General features: G+C 38.0%; 26 protein-coding genes and 1 pseudogene. 22 read left to right on the top strand and 5 right to left on the bottom strand.

Annotated elements, in window-relative coordinates; translation table 11 throughout:
* Window positions 1-85: 85 nt before the first annotated feature.
* A complete protein-coding gene (gene trpS, locus HT703_RS01180) occupies window positions 86-1,111 on the top strand; it encodes a tryptophan--tRNA ligase (RefSeq protein WP_172929848.1) in 1,026 nt (341 codons plus the stop codon).
* A 151-nt stretch (window positions 1,112-1,262) separates the two neighbouring features.
* Window positions 1,263-2,741: an IMP dehydrogenase gene (gene guaB, locus HT703_RS01175; protein WP_000073420.1), complete on the top strand. Its 1,479-nt coding sequence runs from the start codon at window positions 1,263-1,265 to the stop codon at window positions 2,739-2,741.
* A gap of 51 nt (window positions 2,742-2,792) precedes the next feature.
* Here the strand turns inward: guaB and recF are convergent, their stop codons facing one another.
* Both recF and yaaA read right to left on the bottom strand, forming a co-directional pair.
* The gene (recF, locus tag HT703_RS01170) at window positions 2,793-3,890 is read right to left on the bottom strand and encodes a DNA replication/repair protein RecF (protein WP_172929847.1); all 1,098 of its coding nucleotides are present in this window, start codon (window positions 3,888-3,890) and stop codon (window positions 2,793-2,795) included.
* A 2-nt stretch (window positions 3,891-3,892) separates the two neighbouring features.
* Complete coding sequence (gene yaaA, locus HT703_RS01165) at window positions 3,893-4,261, bottom strand: S4 domain-containing protein YaaA (RefSeq protein ID WP_069288776.1); 369 nt, start codon at window positions 4,259-4,261, stop codon at window positions 3,893-3,895.
* Window positions 4,262-4,419: 158 nt separating this feature from the next.
* On the opposite strand from yaaA, the gene HT703_RS01160 reads away from it, so the two are divergent.
* The 12 genes from HT703_RS01160 to tsf all read left to right on the top strand — a co-directional run bounded on the left by HT703_RS01160 (window position 4,420) and on the right by tsf (window position 15,590).
* The gene (locus HT703_RS01160; protein WP_172929845.1) at window positions 4,420-5,670 is read left to right on the top strand and encodes a pitrilysin family protein; all 1,251 of its coding nucleotides are present in this window, start codon (window positions 4,420-4,422) and stop codon (window positions 5,668-5,670) included.
* A complete protein-coding gene (locus HT703_RS01155) occupies window positions 5,667-6,950 on the top strand; it encodes a pitrilysin family protein (protein ID WP_172929843.1) in 1,284 nt (427 codons plus the stop codon). The genes HT703_RS01160 and HT703_RS01155 overlap by 4 nt, the downstream gene beginning before the upstream one ends.
* Window positions 6,951-6,991: 41 nt before the next feature.
* Window positions 6,992-7,825, top strand: a complete 834-nt coding sequence (gene rodZ, locus HT703_RS01150; protein ID WP_172929841.1) for a cytoskeleton protein RodZ — start codon at window positions 6,992-6,994, stop codon at window positions 7,823-7,825.
* A gap of 10 nt (window positions 7,826-7,835) precedes the next feature.
* Complete coding sequence (gene pgsA, locus HT703_RS01145) at window positions 7,836-8,381, top strand: CDP-diacylglycerol--glycerol-3-phosphate 3-phosphatidyltransferase (protein ID WP_077804494.1); 546 nt, start codon at window positions 7,836-7,838, stop codon at window positions 8,379-8,381.
* Entirely contained in the window at window positions 8,378-9,205 is an 828-nt protein-coding gene (locus tag HT703_RS01140; RefSeq protein ID WP_033685654.1) for an energy-coupling factor ABC transporter ATP-binding protein, read from the top strand. Before pgsA ends, HT703_RS01140 begins: the two co-directional genes overlap by 4 nt.
* A complete protein-coding gene (locus HT703_RS01135; RefSeq protein WP_119947681.1) occupies window positions 9,190-10,029 on the top strand; it encodes an energy-coupling factor transporter ATPase in 840 nt (279 codons plus the stop codon). The genes HT703_RS01140 and HT703_RS01135 overlap by 16 nt, the downstream gene beginning before the upstream one ends.
* The gene (locus HT703_RS01130; protein WP_119947682.1) at window positions 10,022-10,816 is read left to right on the top strand and encodes an energy-coupling factor transporter transmembrane protein EcfT; all 795 of its coding nucleotides are present in this window, start codon (window positions 10,022-10,024) and stop codon (window positions 10,814-10,816) included. The genes HT703_RS01135 and HT703_RS01130 overlap by 8 nt, the downstream gene beginning before the upstream one ends.
* 59 nt (window positions 10,817-10,875) lie before the next feature.
* A complete protein-coding gene (gene mreC / locus HT703_RS01125; RefSeq protein WP_172929840.1) occupies window positions 10,876-11,694 on the top strand; it encodes a rod shape-determining protein MreC in 819 nt (272 codons plus the stop codon).
* Window positions 11,694-12,188 carry a rod shape-determining protein MreD gene (mreD, locus tag HT703_RS01120; protein WP_172929838.1) on the top strand — a complete coding sequence of 165 codons (495 nt, stop codon included), beginning with the start codon at window positions 11,694-11,696 and terminating at the stop codon, window positions 12,186-12,188. The genes mreC and mreD overlap by 1 nt, the downstream gene beginning before the upstream one ends.
* Before the next feature lie 93 nt (window positions 12,189-12,281).
* Window positions 12,282-13,469 carry a CHAP domain-containing protein gene (locus HT703_RS01115; RefSeq protein WP_172929836.1) on the top strand — a complete coding sequence of 396 codons (1,188 nt, stop codon included), beginning with the start codon at window positions 12,282-12,284 and terminating at the stop codon, window positions 13,467-13,469.
* Between the two features lie 222 nt (window positions 13,470-13,691).
* Window positions 13,692-14,471 carry a 30S ribosomal protein S2 gene (gene rpsB, locus HT703_RS01110; protein ID WP_000268466.1) on the top strand — a complete coding sequence of 260 codons (780 nt, stop codon included), beginning with the start codon at window positions 13,692-13,694 and terminating at the stop codon, window positions 14,469-14,471.
* A gap of 78 nt (window positions 14,472-14,549) precedes the next feature.
* The gene (tsf, locus tag HT703_RS01105) at window positions 14,550-15,590 is read left to right on the top strand and encodes a translation elongation factor Ts (RefSeq protein WP_023936278.1); all 1,041 of its coding nucleotides are present in this window, start codon (window positions 14,550-14,552) and stop codon (window positions 15,588-15,590) included.
* A gap of 121 nt (window positions 15,591-15,711) precedes the next feature.
* Here tsf and cysK read toward each other — a convergent pair whose 3' ends face one another.
* The 3 genes and pseudogenes from cysK to HT703_RS01095 form a co-directional block, all read right to left on the bottom strand.
* On the bottom strand, window positions 15,712-16,638 hold the full coding sequence (gene cysK / locus HT703_RS01100) for a cysteine synthase A (protein WP_023936280.1): 927 nt from the start codon (window positions 16,636-16,638) through the stop codon (window positions 15,712-15,714).
* Window positions 16,639-16,734: 96 nt separating this feature from the next.
* Window positions 16,735-16,818: pseudogene (locus HT703_RS11570) on the bottom strand (PH domain-containing protein); the annotation flags it as partial.
* 104 nt (window positions 16,819-16,922) lie between these two features.
* Window positions 16,923-17,558, bottom strand: a complete 636-nt coding sequence (locus HT703_RS01095) for a YigZ family protein (protein WP_000395743.1) — start codon at window positions 17,556-17,558, stop codon at window positions 16,923-16,925.
* A 56-nt stretch (window positions 17,559-17,614) separates the two neighbouring features.
* Here HT703_RS01095 and HT703_RS01090 point away from each other — a divergent pair, with 56 nt between their 5' ends.
* The 8 genes from HT703_RS01090 to cbpD all read left to right on the top strand — a co-directional run bounded on the left by HT703_RS01090 (window position 17,615) and on the right by cbpD (window position 25,629).
* Complete coding sequence (locus HT703_RS01090) at window positions 17,615-18,913, top strand: DEAD/DEAH box helicase (RefSeq protein ID WP_054392554.1); 1,299 nt, start codon at window positions 17,615-17,617, stop codon at window positions 18,911-18,913.
* Entirely contained in the window at window positions 18,910-19,572 is a 663-nt protein-coding gene (locus HT703_RS01085) for a ComF family protein (protein ID WP_023936284.1), read from the top strand. The genes HT703_RS01090 and HT703_RS01085 overlap by 4 nt, the downstream gene beginning before the upstream one ends.
* A 79-nt stretch (window positions 19,573-19,651) precedes the next feature.
* On the top strand, window positions 19,652-20,200 hold the full coding sequence (raiA, locus tag HT703_RS01080; RefSeq protein WP_000599099.1) for a ribosome-associated translation inhibitor RaiA: 549 nt from the start codon (window positions 19,652-19,654) through the stop codon (window positions 20,198-20,200).
* A 135-nt stretch (window positions 20,201-20,335) separates the two neighbouring features.
* Window positions 20,336-22,309 (top strand): DHH family phosphoesterase, encoded by a 1,974-nt coding sequence (locus HT703_RS01075; RefSeq protein WP_172929834.1) that lies wholly within the window; start codon window positions 20,336-20,338, stop codon window positions 22,307-22,309.
* Window positions 22,306-22,758 (top strand): 50S ribosomal protein L9, encoded by a 453-nt coding sequence (gene rplI / locus HT703_RS01070; protein WP_000864214.1) that lies wholly within the window; start codon window positions 22,306-22,308, stop codon window positions 22,756-22,758. Before HT703_RS01075 ends, rplI begins: the two co-directional genes overlap by 4 nt.
* Before the next feature lie 43 nt (window positions 22,759-22,801).
* The gene (dnaB, locus tag HT703_RS01065) at window positions 22,802-24,154 is read left to right on the top strand and encodes a replicative DNA helicase (RefSeq protein ID WP_000852490.1); all 1,353 of its coding nucleotides are present in this window, start codon (window positions 22,802-22,804) and stop codon (window positions 24,152-24,154) included.
* 1 nt (window position 24,155) lies between these two features.
* Window positions 24,156-24,422: a Veg family protein gene (locus tag HT703_RS01060; RefSeq protein WP_001278160.1), complete on the top strand. Its 267-nt coding sequence runs from the start codon at window positions 24,156-24,158 to the stop codon at window positions 24,420-24,422.
* Between the two features lie 88 nt (window positions 24,423-24,510).
* Window positions 24,511-25,629 carry a choline binding-anchored murein hydrolase CbpD gene (gene cbpD, locus HT703_RS01055; RefSeq protein WP_000698583.1) on the top strand — a complete coding sequence of 373 codons (1,119 nt, stop codon included), beginning with the start codon at window positions 24,511-24,513 and terminating at the stop codon, window positions 25,627-25,629.
* Window positions 25,630-26,259 lie beyond the last annotated feature (630 nt).

The following is a 26,259-nucleotide window of genomic DNA, read 5'->3' as shown; positions in this document are numbered from 1 at the left end:
AGCAAGGTTGATTTATTTTGATAAATTGCGGTTATTTCATTAAAAAAATGCTATAATTGAAGGGACCATATCGAAGGAGAATAAAATGACTAAACCCATTATTTTAACAGGAGACCGTCCAACAGGAAAATTGCATATTGGACATTATGTTGGAAGTCTCAAAAATCGAGTATTATTACAGGAAGAGGATAAGTATGATATGTTTGTGTTCTTGGCTGACCAACAAGCCTTGACAGATCATGCCAAAGATCCTCAAACCATTGTAGAGTCTATCGGAAATGTGGCTTTGGATTATCTTGCAGTTGGATTGGATCCAAGTAAGTCAACTATCTTTATTCAAAGCCAAATTCCAGAATTAGCTGAGTTGTCTATGTATTATATGAATTTGGTGTCATTAGCACGTTTGGAGCGTAATCCAACTGTCAAGACAGAAATTGCTCAGAAAGGATTTGGAGAAAGCATTCCGACAGGATTCTTGGTCTATCCAATAGCTCAAGCAGCTGACATCACAGCCTTTAAGGCCAATTATGTTCCTGTTGGGACAGATCAGAAACCAATGATTGAGCAAACTCGTGAAATTGTTCGTTCTTTTAACAATGCATATAACTGTGATGTCTTGGTAGAGCCGGAAGGTATTTATCCAGAAAATGAGAGAGCAGGGCGTTTGCCTGGTTTAGATGGAAATGCTAAAATGTCTAAATCACTCAATAATGGTATTTATTTAGCTGATGATGCGGATACTTTGCGTAAAAAAGTGATGAGTATGTATACAGATTCAGATCATATCCGCGTTGAGGATCCAGGTAAAATTGAAGGAAATATGGTTTTCCATTATCTAGATGTTTTTGGTCGTCCAGAAGATACTCAAGAAATTGCAGACATGAAAGAACATTATCAACGAGGTGGTCTTGGTGATGTGAAGACCAAGCGTTATCTACTTGAAATATTAGAACGTGAACTTGGTCCTATTCGTGAGCGCCGTATTGAATTTGCTAAGGATATGGGAGAAGTTTATAATATGCTTCAAAAAGGTAGTGAAAGAGCGCGTGAAGTTGCAGGTCAAACCCTATCTGAGGTTAAAGGAGCAATGGGACTTCATTACTTTAACTAAGTTTATTTTACAAGAAACTATCATTTCTATCTCGAAGAAAAGATAGTTTTTTATTTACCCCTGTAACATTTGACAAATTTTTATAGAATGGTATGATAGATACAATATAAAAAGAGTCAAGCTCAAAAAGAAAGAAAAGAGGAAACTTCGAATGTCTAATTGGGACACTAAATTTTTGAAAAAAGGTTTTACCTTTGATGATGTATTGCTTATTCCAGCTGAAAGTCATGTGTTGCCTAACGATGCAGATTTAACAACTAAATTGGCAGATAATCTGACTTTAAATATCCCAATTATTACCGCTGCCATGGACACAGTTACAGAGAGTCAAATGGCCATTGCTATTGCTCGTGCAGGCGGTCTCGGAGTTATCCATAAAAACATGTCAATTGCTCAACAAGCAGACGAGGTTCGTAAGGTAAAACGTTCTGAAAATGGAGTTATTATTGATCCGTTCTTTTTGACACCTGAACATACAATTGCTGAAGCAGATGAGCTTATGGGTCGTTACCGCATTAGTGGTGTTCCAGTTGTTGAAACACTTGAAAATCGTAAATTGGTTGGTATTTTGACAAACCGAGATCTTCGTTTTATTTCAGATTATAACCAACCAATCTCAAACCATATGACCAGTGAAAATCTTGTGACTGCTCCTGTGGGTACAGATCTTGCAACAGCTGAGAGTATTCTTCAAGAACACCGTATTGAAAAACTTCCGTTGGTAGATGAAGAAGGTCGTCTTTCTGGTTTGATTACTATCAAAGATATTGAAAAAGTTATTGAGTTTCCAAATGCGGCTAAAGATGAGTTTGGTCGTCTTCTAGTTGCAGGTGCAGTAGGTGTCACTTCAGATACATTTGAACGTGCAGAGGCCCTTTTTGAGGCAGGAGCTGACGCAATTGTTATCGATACGGCGCATGGTCATTCTGCAGGTGTCTTGCGTAAAATTGCTGAGATTCGTTCTCATTTCCCAGATCGTACTTTGATTGCTGGAAATATTGCTACTGCTGAAGGTGCACGTGCCCTTTATGAAGCAGGTGTAGACGTTGTCAAGGTTGGTATTGGGCCAGGTTCAATCTGTACAACTCGTGTGATTGCTGGTGTCGGTGTTCCGCAAGTAACAGCTATCTATGATGCTGCAGCTGTTGCGCGTGAATATGGTAAAACGATCATTGCTGACGGTGGAATCAAGTATTCTGGAGATATTGTAAAAGCCCTTGCTGCAGGTGGAAATGCAGTTATGCTTGGATCAATGTTTGCTGGAACTGATGAAGCTCCAGGCGAAACTGAAATCTTCCAAGGACGTAAGTTTAAGACTTACCGTGGTATGGGATCAATTGCTGCTATGAAGAAAGGTTCAAGCGATCGTTACTTCCAAGGTTCTGTCAATGAAGCAAACAAACTCGTTCCAGAAGGAATTGAAGGTCGTGTTGCTTATAAAGGTGCTGCAGCTGATATTGTCTTCCAAATGATTGGTGGTATTCGTTCTGGTATGGGTTACTGTGGTGCAGCTAACCTTAAAGAACTACACGATAATGCTCAATTTATTGAAATGTCTGGTGCTGGTTTGAAAGAGAGCCATCCTCATGATGTACAAATTACTAATGAGGCACCAAATTATTCTATGTAAAAAAACAATGAAAAGAACTCCAGTAAAAACAGGAGTTCTTTTACAATGTTGTCAATTTTCATTTACAGTAACTTTACCATCCTGAATAGTGAAGATACTTAGATTTTCTGGCAGATTTTGAAGATGATCTAAGCTGGTTGTTGTGATAAAGGTTTGGATTGAATGAGAAATCGTTTCTAATAATTTTAACTGTCTAGTGTTGTCAAGTTCACTCATGACATCGTCAAGCAGTAATATTGGAGATTCTGTAGTAATACTTTCCATTAACTCGATTTCTGCTAATTTTATAGAAAGGACGAGACTACGATGTTGGCCTTGACTTCCGAAACTAGCATCCATCCCATTTATATAAAAAGAAATGTCATCTCGATGAGGACCGACACCAGTATTCTTTTTAAATAAATCTCTGGCTCTACTTTTTTCTAAAGCAATTTTGAAAGATTCGGATAAGTCTTCTTTGTCAGTTATATTGACAGAAGATTGATAGGATATTGACAACTCTTCAATCTGATTAGAGAGTTCAAAATGTTTCTTACGACCAAAATATTCTAGTTTTTTTATGAAATCTAAGCGTTGATTCATTACACGACATCCATAATCAATTAGCTGATCATCTAAGACTGAAAGGAAGGTTTCATCTATTTTTTGAGCTGATTTTAGATAAGTGTTTCTTTGTTTTAGGATGTGGTTATAATTGGTTAAGTCTGATAGATAGATGGGCTTAATTTGTCCAAGCTCCATATCAATGAATTTTCGTCGAACTGAAGGTGCTCCTTTAATTAGTTGTAAATCTTCAGGAGCAAATAAGACAACATTCATGTGTCCGACATAATCTGAAAGTCGTGCCTGTTTTAAGTGATTAACTTTTGTTACACGGCCTTTTTGTGTTAGTTCAATTTCGAGAGGAATGGATCCATTTTTTTTCTGAACAAGACCTGAAAGATGAAGTTGTTTCTCATCAAAATGAATGAGATTTTTATCTGTTCTAGTTCGATGACTACGTGTTAAGGCTAAAAAATAGATAGCCTCTAACATATTTGTTTTACCTTGTGCATTACGTCCTAAAAAGACATTTAATTTAGGATTAAAGTCTATTTTCGTCTCTTTGTAATTACGAAAAGTCTTGAGAGATAGGTTTTGTAGCCACATGATTATCTACCAGGGAATCGTGGAGCTTGTTTGCTTTTTGGTGATGAAGTAGGTTTAGAGTTGTCTTTTTTTACTCCCTTATTCATCTCTTTGACGAGTTTAGCGATTCGTTCTTTTTCAACTTTATCATCTTGGTGTTCATCCTGTTCTTCAGAAGTAGGTTGTGTCAACAAGATGTCAATATTCATGTCAGGGATGTCAACTTTATCACCAATACGAAGTTTTTTACCACGACGATTCTCTAATTCCCCATTAAAGTAAACAGAATGTTCAGAGAGAAATGATTTGATAGCTCCTCCGCTATGTGTAATTCCAAGTTCTTTGAGTAGTGCTTGGAGGGTAATAAATTCTTCAAATAATTTGTATTCCATAATTCACCTCAATCTTTGGTATTATACCATATTTTCCTAAAAATAGTGAGAGAAACAAGGAGTAATGTAAGCGATTTTTATTTCAAAAGTGTTACAGAGAACAAGAAAATTTCAGGTTTTCGTGATATAATAGAAGTCTGTATATAAGGAGGTAAATCATGGAGTTAGTGCATGGAATTTCAACACATTTTATCCAATCAAAGAAGTTTAAAACGAACAAAATCACCGTGCGTTTTACCGCTCCATTATCTCTTGATACGATTGCAGGTCGCATGTTGAGTGCGAGTATGCTAGAGACTGCTAATCAGATATACCCCACTTCTCAAGATTTGAGAAGACATTTGGCCAGTCTATACGGTACAGATATGTCAACCAATTGTTTCAGAAGAGGGCAAAGTCACATTGTAGAATTGACATTTACCTACGTTCGTGATGAGTTTTTGAGTAGGAAAAATGTGCTAACTTCTCAGGTTTTGGAACTAGTAAAAGAAACTCTTTTTTCCCCCGTAGTAGTTGATAATGGGTTTGATCCGGCCTTATTTGAAATTGAGAAAAAACAATTGCTAGCAAGTTTAGCAGCTGATATGGATGATTCTTTTTACTTTGCACATAAAGAATTGGATAAATTATTTTTTCATGATGAACGTCTTCAATTGGAATATAGTGATTTACGAAATCGTATTTTAGTTGAAACTCCACAAAGTTCTTATTCTTGTTTCCAAGAATTTTTGGCTAGTGATCGAATAGATTTCTTTTTCCTAGGTGATTTTAATGAGGTTGAAATTCAAAATGTATTAGAATCATTTGGCTTTAAAGGTCGAAAAGGAGATGTGAAGGTTCAGTATTGTCAACCTTATTCCAATATCCTTCAGGAAGGTATGGTTCGGAAAAATGTGGGACAATCCATTTTGGAATTAGGTTATCATTGCCCTTCTGAATATGGTGATGGGCAACATTTACCCATGATTGTAATGAATGGTTTACTTGGTGGATTTGCTCATTCTAAATTATTTACAAATGTCCGTGAAAATGCTGGATTGGCTTATACTATTTCAAGTCAGCTTGATTTGTTTAGTGGATTCTTGAGGATGTATGCTGGCATTGATAGAGAAAATCGGAATCAGGCTCGAAAAATGATGAATAATCAACTGCTTGATTTAAAAAAAGGATATTTTACAGAGCTTGAGCTAGAGCAGACCAAGGAAATGATTCGTCGGTCTTTGTTGCTTTCTCAAGATAATCAAAGTTCATTGATTGAACGTGCTTATCAAAATGCCTTGCTTGGAAAATCTTCAGCAGACTTTAAAAGTTGGATTGTAAAACTAGAGCAAGTTGACAAAGAGGTTATTTGTAGAGCAGCTAATAATGTGAAACTACAAGCGATTTACTTTATGGAAGGAATAGAATGACAAAGGTTGTTTTTGAAGAAAAATACTATCCAGCTGTAAAAGAAATAGTTTATCGGACTCGTTTGTCAAATGGATTGACAGTAGCTCTTTTGCCTAAAAAGGAATTTAAAGAGGTTTACGGGAGTGTAACTGTACAATTTGGTTCGGTAGATACGCTTGTCACAGAAGTTGACGGAGATGTAAAAGAATATCCTGCGGGAATTGCTCATTTTCTTGAACATAAATTATTTGAAAGAGAAGATTCTAGCGATTTGATGTCTGCTTTTGCGAGTCTAGGTGCAGATAGTAATGCCTTTACAAGCTTTACAAAAACAAGCTATCTTTTTTCAGCAACGGATCATTTTTTAGAAAATTTAGAGTTACTTGATGAATTGGTAACATCAGCACATTTTACTGAAGATTCCATTTTAAGAGAGCAGGATATTATTCAGCAAGAACGAGAAATGTATCAAGATGACCCAGATTCGTGTTTATTCTTTTCAACTTTAGCGAATTTGTATCCTGGTACACCTTTAGCAACTGATATTGTTGGAAGTGAGGAGTCGATTTCTCAAATTAATCTAACTAATTTGCAAGAAAATTTTACAAGATTTTACAAACCTGTAAACATGTCTCTGTTTTTAGTTGGTAATTTTGATGTGGAGCGAGTACAGGACTATTTTGAAAGAAAAGAACTGAAAGATTCAGATGTTCAGGAAGTAGTAAGAGAAAAATTTGTTTTACAGGCTGTAAAGCAAACAGACAGTATGAGAATGGAAGTATCTTCTCCCAAACTAGCGATTGGGATTAGAGGTAAGCGAAAAGTTGCTGAAGCGGATTGCTATCGACATCATATTTTATTAAAATTATTGTTTGCAATGATGTTTGGTTGGACTTCGGATCGTTTTCAAAAATGTTATGAATCAGGTAAAATAGATGCTTCCTTATCTCTTGAAATTGAAGTAACAAGTCGTTTTCATTTTGTTATGTTGACAATGGATACGAAAGAGCCAGTTGCTTTATCTCATCAATTTAGGAAGGCCATTCGTAATTTTACAAAGGATTTAGATATTACAGAGGATCATTTAGATATTATCAAAAGAGAGATGTTTGGAGAATTTTTCAGCAGCATGAACTCTCTTGAATTTATTGCAACGCAATATGATGCTTTTGAACATGGTGAGACAATTTTTGATTTACCAAAGATTTTACAGGAAATTACTTTAGAGGATGTCCTTGAAGCAGGGCATCACTTAATAGATGAAGGGGATATAGTTGATTTTACAATATTCCCATCGTAGTAACCTATCATAATAGACACTAGAAAGAAGGGATGACAAGTATGAGGAAAAAAACAATTGGTGAGGTTTTACGATTAGCTAGAATCAATCAGGGATTGAGTTTAGATGAATTGCAGAAAAAGACAGAAATCCAGTTAGATATGTTGGAAGCAATGGAAGCAGACGATTTCGATCAACTTCCAAGTCCTTTTTATACGCGTTCTTTCTTGAAAAAATATGCATGGGCTGTTGAGTTAGATGATCAAATTGTTTTGGATGCTTATGATTCTGGGAGTATGATTACTTATGAGGAAGTAGATGTTGATGAAGATGAGTTGACAGGTCGTAGACGTTCAAGTAAGAAAAAGAAGAAAAAAACATCCTTTTTACCTTTATTTTATTTTATCCTTTTTGCTTTATCGATTTTAATTTTTGTGACCTATTATGTTTGGAACTATATTCAAACTCAACCAGAGGGGCCTTCTCTTTCTAATTACAGTGTGGTTCAATCAACAAGTTCAACTAGCTCTGTTCCCCACTCCTCAAGTAGTAGTTCATCTAGCAGTTCTTCTAGTATAGAATCAGCTATAAGTGTATCAGGCGAAGGAAATCATGTAGAAATCGCTTATAAGACAAGTAAGGAAACAGTTAAATTGCAATTGGCAGTTTCAGATGTTACAAGTTGGATCAGCGTTTCAGAAAGCGAACTTGAGGGCGGTGTAACCTTATCGCCAGAGAAGAAAAATGCAGAAGCAACAGTTGCAACTAAAAGTCCTGTAACAATTACGTTAGGTGTTGTAAAAGGTGTTGCTTTGACAGTAGATAATCAGACTGTTGATTTATCGAAATTAACAGCTCAGACTGGACAAATCACTGTAACCTTTACTAAAAATTAAGGAAAAACGAATGAAAAAAGAACAAATTCCCAATCTCTTAACAATAGGTCGAATTCTCTTTATACCTATTTTTATCTTTATTTTAACGATAGGAAATTCGATAGATAGTCATATAGTGGCAGCTATTATCTTTGCTGTTGCCAGTATTACCGACTATTTAGATGGATATTTAGCTCGTAAATGGAATGTGGTCAGTAATTTTGGTAAATTTGCAGATCCTATGGCGGATAAGTTACTAGTTATGTCGGCTTTTATTATGCTGATTGAGTTAGGTATGGCTCCGGCTTGGATTGTTGCAGTGATTATCTGTCGTGAGTTGGCTGTGACAGGTTTAAGGCTTTTATTGGTTGAAACTGGTGGAACGGTTTTAGCAGCGGCAATGCCTGGAAAAATTAAAACTTTTAGTCAGATGTTTGCGATTATTTTCTTGCTATTACATTGGACTTTGCTTGGTCAAGTTCTACTTTATGTAGCCTTGTTTTTCACTATCTACTCTGGCTATGACTATTTCAAGAGTAGTGCCTATGTATTTAAAGGGACATTTGGTTCGAAATGAAATCAGTAATTGATGTAAAAAATCTTTCTTTTCGTTATAAGGAAAGTCAAGAATACTATGATGTGAAGGATATTACGTTTCACGTGAAACGTGGGGAATGGCTTTCGATTGTAGGGCATAATGGTAGTGGTAAATCAACGACGGTTCGTTTAATTGATGGCTTACTGGAAGCAGAATCCGGAGAGATTGTAATTGATGGCCAACGGCTGACTGAGGAAAATGTTTGGAATATACGTCGTCAAATCGGTATGGTTTTTCAAAATCCAGATAATCAATTCGTTGGAGCGACTGTTGAAGATGATGTTGCTTTTGGTTTGGAAAATCAGGGACTTTCTCGTCAAGAAATGAAAAAGAGAGTGGAGGAAGCTCTGGATTTGGTTGGCATGTTGGACTTTAAAAAGAGAGAGCCAGCGCGTCTATCAGGTGGCCAAAAGCAACGTGTAGCCATTGCAGGTGTTGTAGCCCTAAGACCAGCTATTTTAATCTTAGATGAAGCAACGAGTATGTTGGATCCTGAGGGGCGTAGAGAACTGATTGATACGGTAAAAGGAATTCGAAAAGACTATGATATGACCGTCATTTCCATTACACATGATTTGGAAGAAGTTGCCATGAGTGATCGTGTATTGGTCATGAAAAAAGGGTCAATTGAATCAACTAGTAGTCCAAGAGCTCTTTTCTCTCGAAATGATTTAGATCAAATTGGATTAGACAATCCTTTTGCCAATCAATTAAAACATTCTTTGAGCCAGAATGGCTATGATTTGCCTGAAAATTATTTGACAGAAAGTGAGCTAGAGGATAAGCTATGGGAATTGCTCTAGAAAATGTGAGTTTTACATATCAAGAAGGTACTCCCTTAGCTTCAACAGCTTTGTCGGATGTTTCTTTGACGATTGAAGATGGTTCTTATACGGCTTTAATTGGGCACACAGGTAGTGGTAAATCAACTATTTTACAACTCTTAAATGGTTTATTGGTGCCAAGTCAAGGGAGTGTGAGGGTTTTTGATACCTTAATCACCTCAACTTCTAAAAATAAAGATATTCGTCAAATTAGAAAACAGGTTGGCTTGGTATTTCAGTTTGCTGAAAATCAGATTTTTGAAGAAACGGTTTTGAAAGACGTTGCTTTTGGACCGCAAAATTTTGGAGTTTCTGAAGAAGATGCGGAGAAGATTGCGCGTGAGAAACTGGCTCTGGTTGGAATTGATGAATCACTTTTAAATCGTAGCCCGTTTGAGCTGTCAGGGGGACAAATGAGATGTGTGGCCATTGCAGGCATACTTGCAATGGAGCCATCTATATTAGTCTTAGATGAACCCACAGCAGGTCTGGATCCTCTGGGTAGAAAAGAGTTGATGAATTTGTTCAAAAAACTCCACCAGTCAGGGGTGACCATTGTCTTGGTAACGCATTTGATGGATGATGTTGCTGAATATGCGAATCAAGTCTATGTGATGGAAAAGGGACGTCTAGTTAAGGGTGGTAAGCCAAGTGATGTCTTTCAAGATGTTGTCTTTATGGAAGAAGTGCAGTTGGGAGTACCTAAAATTACGGCCTTTTGTAAACGATTGGCTGATAGAGGCGTGTCATTTAAACGATTACCGATTAAGATAGAGGAGTTCAAGGAGTCGCTAAATGGATAGTATGATTTTGGGACGTTATATCCCAGGGGATTCGATTGTTCACCGATTGGATCCACGTAGCAAATTGCTTGCTATGATGTTACTAATTTTGATCGTTTTTTGGGCTAATAATCCTTTGACGAATCTAATTCTTTTTATAGCGACAGGGATATTTATTGCCTTGTCAGGAGTATCTATTTCATTTTTTATTCAGGGCTTGAAGTCTATGTTTTTCTTGATTGCCTTCACAACTATTTTTCAACTGTTTTTCATTTCTAATGGGAATGTTTTATTTGAATTTTCGTTTGTGAGAATCACGGATTATGCTCTGCAACAAGCTGGAATTATTTTTTGTCGCTTTGTATTAATTATTTTCTTTTCAACTTTGTTAACCTTAACAACCATGCCCTTAAGTTTGGCATCAGCTGTCGAAGCTTTGTTAGCGCCTTTAAAACGTGTGAAAGTTCCTGTTCATGAAATTGGTTTGATGCTGTCTATGAGTCTACGTTTTGTCCCAACCTTGATGGATGATACGACGCGGATTATGAATGCACAGAAAGCGCGTGGAGTGGATTTTGGTGAAGGAAGCATTGCTCAAAAAGTAAAGGCTATGATTCCTATTTTGATTCCTCTTTTTGCGACAAGTTTAAAACGTGCGGATTCCTTGGCTATCGCCATGGAAGCGCGTGGTTATCAGGGTGGAAAAGGCAGAAGTCAATACCGACAATTGAAATGGACTCGAAAGGATACGCTGACCATTCTTGTTGTTATCGTACTTGGTTGTTGCTTATTTTTCTTAAAATCTTAGTAGCTTTCAGGAATTGATAAAAAAGTTACTGTAACAGTTCTTGATATAAAGGTAGGGATATGAACCGTTTTAAAAAATCAAAATATGTCATTATTGTTTTTGTCACTGTTCTGCTTGTATCAGCTCTCTTAGCGACGACTTATTCAAGTACAATTGTGACAAAATTAGGAGATGGAATCTCATTGGTTGATAGGGTTGTGCAAAAACCTTTTCGGTGGTTTGATTCTGTCAAATCAGATTTGGCTCATTTGACACGAGCATATAATGAAAATGAAAGTTTGAAGAAACAGCTTTACCAGTTAGAAGTCAAATCAAATGAGGCGGAAAGTTTAAAGACGGAAAATGAACAACTGCGTCAATTGCTTGATATGAAGTCTAAATTGCAAGCCACAAAGACTTTGGCAGCAGATGTTATTATGCGTTCTCCGGTATCTTGGAAACAGGAATTGACCTTAGATGTAGGCAAATCAAAAGGAGCTTCAGATAACATGTTAGCTATTGCAAATGGTGGTTTGATTGGGAGCGTTTCAAAAGTAGAGGAGAACTCTACCATGGTCAACCTTCTGACAAATACGGAAAATGCTGATAAGATTTCTGTTAAAATTCAACACGGCACTACCACAATTTATGGAATTATTGTTGGCTACGACAAGGAAAATGAAGTTCTTAAAATTAGCCAATTAAATAGTAATAGCGATATTAGTGCGGGAGATAAGGTGACTACTGGTGGATTAGGAAACTTTAACGTTGCTGATATTCCTGTTGGTGAAGTGGTTGCCACAACGCATAGTACAGACTATTTGACACGAGAAGTAACTGTTAAATTGAGTGCAGATACTCATAATGTGGATGTGATAGAATTAGTGGGGAATTCATAATGAGACAGTTGAAGCGGGTTGGAGTGTTTTTATTGCTTCCTTTCTTTGTTCTAATTGACGCCCATATTAGCCAGCTTCTGGGCTCATTTTTCCCCCATGTACATTTGGCTAGTCATTTTCTTTTTCTATTTCTCTTATTTGAGACAATAGAAGTATCAGAATATCTCTATCTAGTCTATTGTTTTATGGTGGGCCTGGTTTATGATGTTTACTTTTTCCATCTAATAGGGATTGCAACTCTCTTATTTATCTTATTGGGAGCCCTTCTTCATAAATTGAATAGTGTTATTTTGTTGAATCGTTGGACAAGAATGCTAGCCATGATTGTCCTGACATTCCTGTTTGAAATGGGTAGTTATCTTTTGGCTTTTATGGTAGGGCTGACAGTGGATAACATGTCGATTTTTATAGTCTATAGCTTGGTACCGACGATGATTTTAAATTTTTTATGGGTTACTGTTTTTCAATTTATTTTTGAAAAATATTATCTATAAGAACGACATATAAATGTAACAAAGGCGTAATATTTATTGGAGTTTTTTTTGGTATACTAGTATTGTCTTAAACAGAAGGAGTATTTATTAACCATGAAGAAAAAAATCTTAGCCTCGCTTTTATTAAGTACAGTAATGGTTTCCCAGGCAGCAGTATTGACGACTGCCCATGCAGAAACGACTGATGACAAAATTGCTGCTCAAGATAATAAAATTAGTAACTTAACAGCACAACAAGAAGAAGCACAAAAACAAGTTGATCAAATTCAGGAGCAAGTATCTGCTATTCAAGTAGAGCAATCTAACTTGCAATCTGAAAATGATAGATTACAAGCAGAATCTAAGAAACTCGAGGGTGAGATTACAGAACTTTCTAAAAACATTGTTTCTCGTAACCAATCTTTGGAAAAACAAGCTCGTAGTGCTCAAACAAATGGAGCCGCAACTAGCTATATCAATACCATTGTAAACTCAAAATCAATTACAGAAGCTATTTCACGTGTTGCTGCAATGAGTGAAATCGTATCTGCCAACAACAAAATGTTGGAACAACAAAAGGCAGATAAGAAAGCTATTTCTGAAAAGCAAGTAGCAAACAATGATGCAATCAATACTGTAATTGCTAATCAACAAAAATTGGCAGATGATGCTCAAGCATTGACTACTAAACAGGCAGAACTAAAAGCTGCTGAATTGAGTCTTGCTGCTGAGAAAGCGACAGCTGAAGGGGAAAAAGCAAGTCTATTGGAACAAAAAGCAGCAGCTGAGGCTGAGGCTCGTGCAGCTGCGGCAGCAGAAGCAGCTTATAAGGCAAAACAAGTAAGTCAACAACAAACAGTTGTTGCTTCTGGAAATACGACTTTTGCAGCACAGGTTCAAGCTGTAGCTTCTTCGGAATCAACAACATATACTCCTGTGGCAGTCAAACAACGCCCAACATACAGTACAAATGCTTCAACTTATCCAATTGGTGAATGTACATGGGGAGTTAAAACATTAGCACCTTGGGCTGGAGACTATTGGGGTAATGGAGCACAGTGGGCCACAAGTGCAGCAGCAGCAGGTTTCCGTACAGGTTCAACACCTCAAGTTGGAGCAATTGCATGTTGGAACGATGGTGGATATGGTCACGTAGCGGTTGTTACAGCTGTTGAATCAACAACACGTATCCAAGTATCAGAATCAAATTATGCTGGGAATCGTACAATTGGAAATCACCGTGGATGGTTCAATCCAACAACGACTTCTGAAGGTTTTGTAACATATATTTATGCAGACTAATTATAGAGGGACTCGAATAGAGCCCTCTTTTCAGATTTTACCAGAGACAATAACTATTAAAAATCCCATCAAAATAGCTTGAAAATATCGAAAAAGTATGGTAGAATAAAAATTGTCGTATGAACGATAATACTCATTCTTGATGAATTGTGAAGCAGTTGCCCTTGGGTCGTTTTGCGAGTTGAAGTCAAGAAGAGGAAAAAACAAAAAGGAGAAATACTCATGGCAGTAATTTCAATGAAACAACTTCTTGAGGCTGGTGTACACTTTGGTCACCAAACTCGTCGCTGGAACCCTAAGATGGCTAAGTACATCTTTACTGAACGTAACGGAATCCACGTTATCGACTTGCAACAAACTGTAAAATATGCTGACCAAGCATACGACTTCATGCGTGATGCAGCAGCTAACGATGCAGTTGTATTGTTCGTTGGTACTAAGAAACAAGCAGCTGATGCAGTTGCTGAAGAAGCAGTACGTTCAGGTCAATACTTCATCAACCACCGTTGGTTGGGTGGAACTCTTACAAACTGGGGAACAATCCAAAAACGTATCGCTCGTTTGAAAGAAATCAAACGTATGGAAGAAGATGGAACTTTCGAAGTTCTTCCTAAGAAAGAAGTTGCACTTCTTAACAAACAACGTGCGCGTCTTGAAAAATTCTTGGGTGGTATCGAAGATATGCCTCGTATCCCAGATGTGATGTACGTAGTTGACCCACATAAAGAGCAAATCGCTGTTAAAGAAGCTAAAAAATTGGGAATCCCAGTTGTAGCGATGGTTGACACAAATACTGATCCAGATGATATTGATGTAATCATCCCAGCTAACGATGACGCTATCCGTGCTGTTAAATTGATCACAGCTAAATTGGCTGACGCTATCATCGAAGGACGTCAAGGTGAGGATGCAGTAGCAGTTGAAGCAGAATTTGCAGCTTCAGAAACTCAAGCAGATTCAATTGAAGAAATCGTTGAAGTTGTAGAAGGCGACAACGCTTAATTTATATAAATAGTAATTACCTAGGAGGGCGGGGCTTAGCCCGGCTCTCCTATTTTTAAAAAATATAGGAGAATCAAAATGGCAGAAATTACAGCTAAACTTGTAAAAGAGTTGCGTGAAAAATCTGGTGCCGGTGTTATGGACGCTAAAAAAGCGCTTGTAGAAACAGACGGTGACATCGAAAAAGCGATTGAATTGCTTCGTGAAAAAGGTATGGCTAAGGCAGCTAAGAAAGCTGACCGTGTTGCTGCAGAAGGTTTGACTGGTGTTTATGTTGACGGTAACATTGCAGCAGTTGTTGAAGTAAATGCTGAAACTGACTTCGTTGCGAAAAACGCTCAATTTGTTGAGTTAGTAAACGCAACAGCTAAAGCAATCGTTGAAGGAAAACCAGCTAACAACGAAGAAGCTCTTGCTTTGACAATGCCTTCAGGTGAAACTCTTGAAGCTGCATACGTATCTGCAACAGCAACTATCGGAGAAAAAATCTCATTCCGTCGCTTTGCATTGATTGAAAAAACAGACGCACAACACTTTGGAGCTTACCAACATAACGGTGGACGTATCGGTGTTATCTCTGTAATCGAAGGTGGAGACGAAGCACTTGCTAAACAAATTTCAATGCACATCGCAGCGATGAAACCAACAGTTCTTTCATACAAAGAATTGGATGAGCAATTTGTTAAAGATGAGTTGGCACAATTGAACCACGTTATCGACCAAGATAACGAAAGTCGTGCAATGGTTAACAAACCAGCTCTTCCACACTTGAAGTATGGATCAAAAGCACAATTGACTGATGAAGTGATTGCTCAAGCTGAAGCTGACATCAAAGCTGAGTTGGCTGCAGAAGGCAAACCAGAAAAAATCTGGGACAAAATTATCCCAGGTAAAATGGATCGCTTCATGCTTGACAACACTAAAGTTGACCAAGCTTATACACTTCTTGCACAAGTTTACATCATGGATGACAGCAAGACAGTTGAAGCATACCTTGAATCAGTTAACGCTTCAGTAGTTGAGTTCGCTCGCTTTGAAGTTGGTGAAGGTATTGAGAAAGCTGCAAACGACTTTGAAGCTGAAGTTGCAGCTACAATGGCAGCAGCCTTGAATAACTAATTATAGAAAGGAAGTAAATTTGCTTCCTTTTTTCTATGCAGTCGATCCTTATAGGGAGAGCTTCCTATTTTCAAGGTAAAAATAAAAAGCCCTATAATAAGGGCCAATTGTATTTAGGAGACTAAACTTCAAATTCATAGAGTGCTGTAGAGAGATAACGTTCACCGTTATCTGGTGCTAGAGCAAGGATTTTTTTACCTGTACCTAATTTTTTGGCAATCTCGATGGCTCCGTAGATAGCTGCAGCTGAGGAAATCCCTACAAGGAAGCCTTCTTTTCCACCAATTTCACGTCCGAGTGCAAGAGCATCATCTGATGTTACACGAACGATACCATCATAGGCTTTAGTATCAAGTGTATCAGGAATAAATCCAGCTGAGATACCTTGAATTTTGTGAGGACCAGGTTTTTCACCAGATAGAATAGCAGATTCATCAGCTTCCACTGCATAAACTTGAATGTTTGAATTTGCTGATTTGAGTGCATGAGAAACACCAGAAATCGTTCCACCGGTACCCACTCCAGCAACAAAGGCATCTAGTCCATCTTTACCGAAAGCAGCTAGTATTTCAGCTCCTGTTGTTCTTTCGTGTACTTCTGGATTAGCTGGATTGTCAAATTGAAGAGGAAGGAAGCCATCACGTTCAGCAGCGATTTCTTGAGCCTTAGCAATAGCACCCTTCATTCCTTCGCTACCAGGCGTAAGGACGAGTTCAGCACCATAGGCTTGGATAATCTTACGGCGTTCTACACTCATAGTTTCAGGCATAACGATGACAACTTTATACCCTTTAGCAGCCCCTACCCATGAAAGTCCAATACCAGTGTTTCCACTTGTTGCTTCAACAATAGTAGAACCAGGTTTCAGAATACCATCTTGTTCAGCTTTTTCAATCATGCTAAGGGCAATACGGTCTTTTACAGATGAACCAGGATTAAATGCTTCAAGTTTTACATAGACATCTGCAGCACCTTCTGGCACAATGTTGTTGAGTCTAACAATCGGTGTTTGACCGACTAGTTCAGTAATGTTGTTATAAATAGACATATGAATACCTCTTTGTATAAGATATTTCTAGTATAACGCTATCTATACCATTTGTAAAATATAGAAATCCTATCGAAGTGATAGGATTTTTTTATATCACAGGTCTAAGCCATTAATTTTTAAGCGATTGTGTTCAGCTAATTCTAGTAAATAGGTGTAAAGGAAAACGATATCAGGTTTCGTTTGAATTGCTTCATTTTCTAGTATATTTTGGTACGCATCTTTTTATTTTGCTAATTAAAGTAGCGGTGGAAATATCAGTGAAACACTGTATTATCTATTGTTTACACTAGGTTTACAGGAACCTCAACTTCGCGTAAACCTTGATCAGTTAAAGTGACTTTTCCATTAAAAAATTCTACCAGTGCAGCTTTAATAGTTTCTTTTTCTTCTTTATCAACATAAATCATCGTATCGACTTGATCTGTAAAGTTTGTATCCAGCTCCATGAGATTATGTTCTTTAAGAAAGTTACTGTACTCTTGGTACTGAGCATAAGACATTTGAATAGCAATGCCCGCCTGTTCCTTTATTTCAATGATGCCAATTTCTTTGACAGCTAAGGCGACACTGCCGGCGTAAGCACGAATTAGTCCTCCAGCGCCTAGTTTAATACCACCAAAGTAGCGTGTCACAACCACACAGACATTGGTGAGATTGTGATTTTCTAGTACCCCAAGCATGGGAACACCAGCAGTACCACTAGGCTCACCATCATCACTTGTACGTTTAATTTCACTACGTTCTCCAATAATAAAGGCAGAGCAGTTATGTGTCGCTTTGTAGTGTTCTTTTTTGATGGCAGTAATGAAGTCACGAGCCTCTTCTTCGCTATAAACACGCTTGGCATGGCAGATAAAGCGAGATTTTTTGATTTCTTCTTGGACTTGACCGTCCTCTTTAATTGTTCTAAATTCCATGATTTAATTGTACTAAAAAATCATCTAAAGCGCTAGGTTTTTACGAATAAAGAAGTATGAAAGTAAATCCAAATTATCTCGGTCGTTTGTTTACTGAGAATGAATTAACTAAAGAGGAACGTCAGTTGGCGGAGAAACTTCCAGCAATGAGAAAGGAGAAAGGGAAACTTTTCTGTCAACGTTGTGATAGTGCTATTTTAGATGAATGGTATTTGCCCATCGGTGCTTACTATTGTAGGGAGTGTTTACTGATGAAGCGAGTCAGGAGTGATCAAGCTTTATACTATTTTCCGCAGGAGGATTTTCCGAAGCAAGATGTTCTTAAATGGAGTGGTCAATTAACTCCTTTTCAAGAGAAGGTATCACAGGGACTGATTCGAGCAGTAGACAAGCAGGAGCCAACCTTGGTTCACGCTGTAACAGGAGCTGGAAAGACAGAAATGATTTATCAAGTAGTGGCCAAAGTGATTGATGAAGGTGGTGCAGTATGTTTGGCCAGTCCTCGCATAGATGTTTGTTTGGAGCTATACAAGCGCCTGCAAGATGATTTTGCTTGCGAGATATCTTTACTACACGGAGAATCAGAGCCGTATTTTCGAACACCACTAGTTGTTGCGACGACCCATCAGTTATTGAAGTTTTATCAAGCTTTTGATTTGCTGATAGTGGATGAAGTAGATGCCTTTCCTTATGTTGACAATCCCACGCTTTACCATGCTGTCAAGAATAGTGTAAAGGAGAATGGATTGAGAATCTTTTTAACAGCGACTTCGACAGATGAGTTAGATAGGAAAGTCCGTTTAGGAGAACTAAAAAGATTGAGCTTACCGAGACGGTTTCATGGAAATCCGTTGATTATTCCAAAACCAATTTGGTTATCGGATTTTAATCGCTACTTAGATAAGAAGTGTTTGTCGCCAAAGTTAAAGTCCTATATTGATAAGCAGAGAAAGACAGGTTATCCGTTACTTATTTTTGCTTCAGAAATTAAGAAAGGGGAGCAGTTAAAAGAAATCTTACAGGAGCAATTTCCAAATGAGAAAATTGGCTTTGTATCTTCTGTAACAGAGGATCGATTAGAGCAAGTACAAGCTTTTCGAGATGGGGAGCTGACAATACTTATCAGTACGACAATCTTGGAGCGTGGAGTTACATTCCCTTGTGTGGATGTTTTCGTAGTAGAGGCCAATCATCGTTTGTTTACCAAGTCTAGTTTGATTCAAATTGGTGGACGAGTTGGACGAAGTATGGATAGACCGACAGGAGATTTGCTTTTCTTCCATGATGGGTTAAATGCTTCAATTAAGAAGGCGATTAAGGAAATTCAGATGATGAATAAGGAGGCTGGTCTATGAAGTGCTTGTTATGTGAGCAGACTATGAAGACTGTTTTAACTTTTAGTAGTCTCTTACTTCTGAAGAATGATGCCTCCTGTCTTTGTTTAGATTGTGATTCTACTTTTGAGAGGATTGGAGAAGAGCACTGTCCAAACTGTATGAAAATAGGATTGTCAACAAAGTGTCAAGGTTGTCAATTTTGGTGTAAAGAAGGAGTTGAAGTCAGTCATAGAGCGATTTTTACTTACAATCAAGCTATGAAGGATTTTTTCAGTCGGTATAAGTTTGATGGAGACTTCCTTTTAAGAAAAGTGTTTGCTTCAGTTTTAAGTGAGGAGTTAAAAAAGTACAAAGAGTATCAATTTGTAGTCATTCCCCTAAGTCCTGATAGATATGTTAACAGAGGATTTAATCAGGTTGAGGGCTTGGTAGAGGCAGCAGGTTTTTCGTATCTGGATTTACTAGGGAAAAGAGAAGAGAGAGCCAGTTCTTCTAAAAATCGTTCAGAACGCTTGGGGACAGAACTTCCTTTCTTTATAAAAAGTGGAGTCACTATTCCTAAAAAAATCCTACTTATAGATGATATCTATACTACAGGAGCAACTATAAATCGTGTCAAGAAACTGTTGGAAGAAGCTGGTGCTAAGGATGTAAAAACATTTTCCCTTGTAAGATGAGGAAAAAATTTGCAAAAATAGAATGAAAGCGTTATAATAAAATCATAAAAACAAAAATGTTTAGAAAGAAGGTACTCATATGATTAAATATAGTATACGTGGTGAAAACCTAGAAGTAACAGAAGCAATTCGTGATTATGTAGTTTCTAAACTCGAAAAGATCGAAAAGTATTTTCAAGCTGAACAAGAGTTGGATGCTCGAGTTAACTTGAAGGTGTATCGTGAAAAAACTGCTAAAGTAGAAGTAACGATTCCGCTTGGCTCTATTACTCTTCGTGCAGAAGATGTATCTCAAGATATGTATGGTTCAATTGACCTTGTAACTGATAAAATTGAACGTCAGATTCGTAAAAATAAAACAAAAATCGAGCGTAAAAATAAAAATAAGGTAGCAACTGGTCAATTATTTACAGATGCTTTGGTGGAAGATTCAAATGTTGTCCAGTCTAAAGTTGTTCGTTCAAAACAAATTGATTTAAAACCAATGGATTTGGAAGAAGCAATTCTACAAATGGATTTATTGGGGCATGATTTCTTTATCTATGTGGATGTTGAAGATCAGACAACCAATGTGATTTATCGTCGTGAGGATGGCGAAATTGGTTTGTTAGAGGTTAAAGAATCTTAATTTCAATATGTGTAAAGGTAGGTTTACTGAATTGTAAACTACCTTTTTCTTATAATTGATAGAATTACTGATTACACTTTTAAAAAGTCGCTTTTTGAGGGGTATTATGGTATAATGGGTGCCAAGAGGTTTTGAATGAAAAAATTTTATGTAAGTCCAATTTTTCCTATTCTAGTAGGATTGATTGCGTTTGGAGTCTTATCCACTTTCATTATTTTTGTTAATAATAATCTGTTGACGGTTTTCATTTTGTTTCTTTTTGTAGGAGGCTATGTTTTTTTATTTAAGAAACTGAGAGTGCATTATACAAGGAGTGATGTAGAACAGATACAGTATGTAAACCACCAAGCGGAAGAAAGTTTGACATCTCTATTGGAACAGATGCCTGTAGGTGTTATGAAATTGAATTTATCTTCTGGAGAGGTTGAGTGGTTTAATCCCTATGCTGAATTGATTTTGACCAAGGAAGATGGCGATTTTGATTTAGAAGCTGTTCAAACGATTATCAAGGCTTCAGTAGGAAATCCGTCTACTTATGCTAAGCTGGGTGAGAAGCGTTATGCTGTTCATATGGATTCTTCTTCCGGTGTTTTGTATTTTGTAGATGTATCCAGGGAGCAAGCCATAACAGATGAATTAGTAACGAGTCGACCAGTGATTGGAGTTGTGTCTGTGGATAATTATGATGATTTGGAGGATGCAACTTCTGAGTCAGATATTAGTCAAATCAATAGTTTTGTAGCTAATTTTATATCAGAGTTTTCAGAAAAATACATGATGTTTTCTCGTCGGGTAAGTATGGATCGATTTTATCTATTTACTGACTATACGGTGCTTGAGGGCTTGATGAATGATAAATTTTCTGTTATTGATGCTTTCAGAGAAGAGTCGAAACAGAGGCAGTTGCCCTTGACCTTAAGTATGGGATTTTCTTATGGCGATGGAAATCATGATGAAATAGGGAAAGTTGCTTTGCTCAACTTGAACTTGGCTGAAGTACGTGGTGGCGACCAGGTGGTTGTCAAGGAGAATGATGAAACGAAAAATCCAGTCTACTTTGGCGGTGGGTCGGCTGCGTCCATCAAGCGCACTCGTACCCGTACTCGATCAATGATGACAGCCATATCTGATAAGATTCGTAGTGTGGATCAAGTGTTTGTAGTTGGGCATAGAAATTTAGATATGGATGCTTTGGGCTCTGCTGTAGGTATGCAGTTGTTCGCCAGCAATGTGATTGAAAATAGCTATGCTCTTTATGACGAAGAACAAATGTCTCCAGATATTGAACGAGCTGTTTCATTCTTAGAAAAAGAAGGAGTTACGAAGTTGTTGTCTGTTAAGGATGCAATGGGGATGGTGACCAATCGTTCTTTGTTGATTCTTGTAGACCATTCAAAGACAGCCTTAACATTATCAAAAGAATTTTATGATTTATTTACCCAAACTATTGTTATTGACCACCACAGAAGGGATCAGGATTTTCCAGATAATGCAGTTATCACTTATATCGAAAGTGGTGCAAGTAGTGCCAGTGAGTTGGTAACGGAATTGATTCAGTTCCAAAATTCTAAGAAAAATCGTTTGAGTCGTATGCAAGCAAGTGTCTTGATGGCTGGTATGATGTTGGATACTAAAAATTTCACCTCACGAGTGACTAGTCGGACATTTGATGTTGCTAGCTATCTCAGAACGCGCGGAAGTGATAGTGTTGCTATCCAAGAAATCGCTGCGACAGATTTTGAAGAATATCGTGAGGTCAATGAACTGATTTTACAGGGGCGTAAATTAGGTTCAGATGTACTAATAGCAGAGGCTAAGGACACGAAATGCTATGATACAGTTGTTATTAGTAAGGCAGCAGATGCCATGTTAGCTATGTCAGGTATTGAAGCGAGTTTTGTTCTTGCGAAAAATACACAAGGCTTTATATCCATCTCAGCTCGGAGTCGTAGTAAACTGAATGTGCAACGGATTATGGAAGAGTTAGGCGGTGGAGGTCACTTTAATTTGGCAGCAGCTCAAATTAAAGATTTAACCTTGTCAGAAGCAGGTGAAAAACTGACAGAAATTGTATTAAATGAAATAAAGGAAAAGGAGAAAGAAGAATGAAAGTAATCTTTTTAGCAGATGTTAAAGGAAAAGGTAAAAAAGGCGAAATTAAGGAAGTACCAACAGGGTATGCGCAAAACTTTCTTATCAAAAAGAACCTAGCAAAAGAAGCGACTGCTCAAGCTGTAGGTGAACTTCGTGGTAAACAAAAATCTGAAGAGAAAGCTCACGCTGAGATGATTGCAGAAGCAAAAGCAATTAAAGCCCAGCTTGAAGCAGAAGAAACAGTTGTAGAATTTGTTGAAAAAGTTGGTCCAGATGGTCGTACCTTTGGTTCTATTACCAATAAGAAGATTGCAGAAGAATTGCAAAAGCAATTTGGAATTAAGATTGATAAACGTCATATTCAAGTACAAGCTCCGATTCGAGCAGTTGGTTTGATTGATGTGCCAGTGAAAATCTATCAAGATATCACAAGTGTAATCAATCTTCGTGTGAAAGAAGGATAAGTTTACACCTTCTTGACAAGATTGTAAAAGGAAGGGAAATCTGATGGCAGAAGTAGAAGAGTTACGAGTACAACCTCAAGATATCTTAGCTGAACAATCCGTTTTGGGGGCTATCTTTATTGATGAGAGTAAGCTTGTTTTTGTGCGAGAATATATTGAGTCTCGGGACTTTTTTAAGTATGCCCATCGTTTGATTTTCCAAGCTATGGTCGATTTATCCGATCGTGGCGATGCCATAGATGCAACAACGGTTCGTACCATTCTTGATAATCAAGGCGATTTGCAGAATATTGGTGGCTTGTCTTACTTGGTTGAGATTGTCAATTCTGTGCCAACTTCTGCTAATGCGGAGTATTATGCTAAAATCGTTGCAGAAAAGGCTATGTTACGGCGATTAATCGCCAAGTTGACAGAGTCTGTCAATCAAGCTTACGAAGCGTCGCAACCAGCTGATGAAATCATTGCTCAGGCAGAAAAAGGCCTGATTGATGTCAGTGAAAATGCTAATCGAAGCGGGTTTAAGAACATTCGAGATGTGTTGAATGTCAACTTTGGAAATCTGGAAGCTCGCTCGCAACAAACGACCGATATTACAGGTATTGCGACAGGCTATCGTGATTTAGATCATATGACGACTGGTCTGCATGAAGAGGAGTTGATTATCTTAGCAGCTCGTCCGGCGGTTGGTAAGACAGCCTTTGCCTTGAATATCGCTCAGAACATTGGGACTAAGTTGGACAAAACGGTTGCTATCTTTTCGCTCGAAATGGGTGCAGAAAGTCTAGTCGATCGTATGTTAGCGGCAGAAGGTTTGGTGGAATCTCATTCTATCCGTACGGGTCAATTGACTGATGAGGAGTGGCAAAAATATACCATTGCTCAAGGGAATCTAGCCAACGCGAGTATCTATATCGATGATACGCCAGGGATTCGAATCACAGAAATTCGTTCTCGTTCTCGTAAATTGGCTCAAGAAACGGGCAATCTTGGTTTGATTTTGATAGATTATTTGCAGCTTATCACGGGAACTGGTCGGGAAAATCGTCAACAAGAAGTTTCAGAAATTTCACGTCAGTTGAAGATCTTAGCCAAGGAACTGAAAGTTCCCGTAATCGCTCTGAGTCAGTTGTCTCGTGGTGTAGAACAACGTCAGGATAAAAGACCAGTCTTGTCTGATATTCGTGAATCTGGGTCTATCGAGCAGGACGCTGATATCGTAGCCTTTCTTTATCGCGACGATTACTATGAGCGTGGTGGTGAAGAAGAGGAAGGCATACCAAATAATAAGGTGGAAGTTATTATCGAGAAAAACCGTAGTGGAGCTCGTGGAACTGTGGAATTGATTTTCCAAAAAGAATACAATAAATTTTCAAGTATCTCAAAGAGGGAGGCATAAGATGTCAGATGCATTTACAGATGTAGCCAAGATGAAAAAAATCAAAGAGGAAATCAAGGCTCATGAGGGTCATGTAATTGAAATGACTTTGGAAAATGGACGCAAGCGCCAAAAAAATAGATTGGGTAAGTTAATTGAAGTTTATCCATCCCTATTTATTGTGGAATTTGGGAACGTTGAAGGAGATAAACAAGCTAATGTTTACGTTGAATCCTTTACCTACTCAGATATCCTTACAGAAAAGAATTTGATTCATTATCTGGACTAAAGTGAGAAATTTTCTCACTTTTTCTTTTTTCTCCGAATAGTTTAAGTGAAGGCAATCTTCGATTTATATTATTTTTCAAGGAGGAAGAATGAAAATTTTACCGTTTATAGCAAGAGGGACAAGTTATTACTTGAAGATGTCAGTTAAAAAGCTTGTTTCTTTTTTAGTAGTAGGATTGATGCTAGCAGCGGGTGATAGTGTCTATGCCTACTCTGGAGGGAATGGATCGATTGCGCGTGGAGATGATTATCCTGCTTATTATAAAAATGGGAGCCAGGAGATTGATCAGTGGCGCATGTATTCTCGTCAGTGTACTTCTTTCGCAGCCTTTCGTTTGAGTAATGTCAATGGTTTTGAGATTCCAAGGGCTTATGGAAATGCGAATGAATGGGGGCATCGTGCTCGTCGTGAAGGCTATCGTGTAGATAATACACCGACGATTGGCTCCATTGCTTGGTCTACTGCAGGAACTTATGGGCATGTTGCCTGGGTGTCAAATGTAATGGGAGATCAGATTGAGATCGAGGAATATAACTATGGTTATACAGAAGCCTATAATAAACGAAGTATAAAAGCAAATACGATGACAGGATTTATTCATTTTAAAGATTTGGCTGGTGGCAGTGTTGGGACTAGTCAATCCTTAGCTTCAACAGGGGGCACACATTATTTTAAGACTAAGTCAGCTATCAAAAATCAACCTCTAGCTAGCGCAACTGTGATTGATTACTATTATCCTGGGGAGAAGGTTCATTATGATCAAATTCTCGAAAAAGATGGCTACAAGTGGTTGAGTTATACGGCTTATAACGGAAGTCGTCGCTATATACAGCTAGAGGGAGTGACTTCTTCACAAAATTATCAGAATCAATCAGGAAATAGCTCTAGCTATAGATCCAATAGTAGTCCAACTGTCGGTTGGAAGAAAATAAATGGTAGTTGGTATCATTTCAAATCAAATGGTTCTAAATCAACAGGCTGGCTGAAAGACGGTTCTAGCTGGTATTATTTGAAATTATCTGGTGAAATGCAGACAGGATGGTTAAAGGAAAATGGCTCGTGGTATTATCTGGATAGTTCAGGGGCAATGAAAACAGGTTGGTATCAAGTTTCTGGTAAGTGGTATTATTCTTACTCTTCAGGTGCCCTAGCTGTTAATACGACGGTGGATGGCTACAGAGTAAACAGTGATGGAGAACGAGTGTAGAAAATTGGAGTAGGAAATTTTTCCTGCTCTTTTCTGGTACGACGGGCATGTCGTGCATCTGAGGTGTAAGTCCTCGGTGGGCACCTGCTACCGGTGAACCCAATAGCGATTCCCAAGCCTGACTATCGTGAGGTAGCGGATTAAAACGGTCTGGGGATAGACCGTTTTAAGTCTGACACTGGAAATAAGAATCGTCAGAGGAAGGGATAGCGAAATCGTGGCTCTACGAACAGGAAGGTGATAGTAAGGCGTATATAGCGGATAGGGGGGCGCGAAACCTTAAAGTCCAAAAAGGTGGTCGTAACCTATATGCGTAAATCACGAGAGTAATTGAATTCGGACTAAGGTTTGTGTGAAAAAGATAAATCTTTCTAGAGTCTAAAGACTCTGCGTCAGATTTCCTATTTTCACTCTAACCTTTTAACGTCCTCATATCTTGTATAAACGAGGAAAGATGTAGGACTTATCCCGTGAGGTCTCATGAGCTCTGAAAGCGTAGTAACAAGGAATCATGAGAAGTCAGCCGAACCCATAGTAGTGAGGAAACTTCTGTAATGGAAGTGGAGCGAAGGGGTGAATACTCAAACAGTCTGGGGAGAGACTGTTTGAGGTCTGTCGCTAGAAAGAGAA

The organism is Streptococcus sp. 3874, assembly GCF_013276425.1.
GTDB classification, from domain to species: domain Bacteria; phylum Bacillota; class Bacilli; order Lactobacillales; family Streptococcaceae; genus Streptococcus; species Streptococcus pseudopneumoniae.
The sequence above is the reverse complement of the archived record's forward strand: the minus strand, read 5'-3'. Positions and strand labels throughout refer to the sequence as shown.

Bases quoted from the DNA above. Each gene is read 5' to 3' on its own strand.
- dnaB (WP_000852490.1), top strand. From the start codon at position 22,802: ATGGCAGAAGTAGAAGAGTTACGAGTACAACCTCAAGATATCTTAGCT.
- HT703_RS01140 (WP_033685654.1), top strand. From the start codon at position 8,378: ATGAAATCAGTAATTGATGTAAAAAATCTTTCTTTTCGTTATAAGGAA.
- HT703_RS01060 (WP_001278160.1), top strand. From the start codon at position 24,156: ATGTCAGATGCATTTACAGATGTAGCCAAGATGAAAAAAATCAAAGAG.
- mreD (WP_172929838.1), top strand. From the start codon at position 11,694: ATGAGACAGTTGAAGCGGGTTGGAGTGTTTTTATTGCTTCCTTTCTTT.
- HT703_RS01085 (WP_023936284.1), top strand. From the start codon at position 18,910: ATGAAGTGCTTGTTATGTGAGCAGACTATGAAGACTGTTTTAACTTTT.
- HT703_RS01090 (WP_054392554.1), top strand. From the start codon at position 17,615: ATGAAAGTAAATCCAAATTATCTCGGTCGTTTGTTTACTGAGAATGAA.
- recF (WP_172929847.1), bottom strand. From the start codon at position 3,890: ATGTGGCTACAAAACCTATCTCTCAAGACTTTTCGTAATTACAAAGAG.
- HT703_RS01135 (WP_119947681.1), top strand. From the start codon at position 9,190: ATGGGAATTGCTCTAGAAAATGTGAGTTTTACATATCAAGAAGGTACT.
- raiA (WP_000599099.1), top strand. From the start codon at position 19,652: ATGATTAAATATAGTATACGTGGTGAAAACCTAGAAGTAACAGAAGCA.
- mreC (WP_172929840.1), top strand. From the start codon at position 10,876: ATGAACCGTTTTAAAAAATCAAAATATGTCATTATTGTTTTTGTCACT.
- HT703_RS01155 (WP_172929843.1), top strand. From the start codon at position 5,667: ATGACAAAGGTTGTTTTTGAAGAAAAATACTATCCAGCTGTAAAAGAA.
- HT703_RS01130 (WP_119947682.1), top strand. From the start codon at position 10,022: ATGGATAGTATGATTTTGGGACGTTATATCCCAGGGGATTCGATTGTT.
- HT703_RS01075 (WP_172929834.1), top strand. From the start codon at position 20,336: ATGAAAAAATTTTATGTAAGTCCAATTTTTCCTATTCTAGTAGGATTG.
- tsf (WP_023936278.1), top strand. From the start codon at position 14,550: ATGGCAGAAATTACAGCTAAACTTGTAAAAGAGTTGCGTGAAAAATCT.
- trpS (WP_172929848.1), top strand. From the start codon at position 86: ATGACTAAACCCATTATTTTAACAGGAGACCGTCCAACAGGAAAATTG.
- pgsA (WP_077804494.1), top strand. From the start codon at position 7,836: ATGAAAAAAGAACAAATTCCCAATCTCTTAACAATAGGTCGAATTCTC.
- cbpD (WP_000698583.1), top strand. From the start codon at position 24,511: ATGAAAATTTTACCGTTTATAGCAAGAGGGACAAGTTATTACTTGAAG.
- rodZ (WP_172929841.1), top strand. From the start codon at position 6,992: ATGAGGAAAAAAACAATTGGTGAGGTTTTACGATTAGCTAGAATCAAT.
- HT703_RS01160 (WP_172929845.1), top strand. From the start codon at position 4,420: ATGGAGTTAGTGCATGGAATTTCAACACATTTTATCCAATCAAAGAAG.
- guaB (WP_000073420.1), top strand. From the start codon at position 1,263: ATGTCTAATTGGGACACTAAATTTTTGAAAAAAGGTTTTACCTTTGAT.
- HT703_RS01115 (WP_172929836.1), top strand. From the start codon at position 12,282: ATGAAGAAAAAAATCTTAGCCTCGCTTTTATTAAGTACAGTAATGGTT.
- rpsB (WP_000268466.1), top strand. From the start codon at position 13,692: ATGGCAGTAATTTCAATGAAACAACTTCTTGAGGCTGGTGTACACTTT.
- HT703_RS01095 (WP_000395743.1), bottom strand. From the start codon at position 17,558: ATGGAATTTAGAACAATTAAAGAGGACGGTCAAGTCCAAGAAGAAATC.
- yaaA (WP_069288776.1), bottom strand. From the start codon at position 4,261: ATGGAATACAAATTATTTGAAGAATTTATTACCCTCCAAGCACTACTC.
- cysK (WP_023936280.1), bottom strand. From the start codon at position 16,638: ATGTCTATTTATAACAACATTACTGAACTAGTCGGTCAAACACCGATT.
- rplI (WP_000864214.1), top strand. From the start codon at position 22,306: ATGAAAGTAATCTTTTTAGCAGATGTTAAAGGAAAAGGTAAAAAAGGC.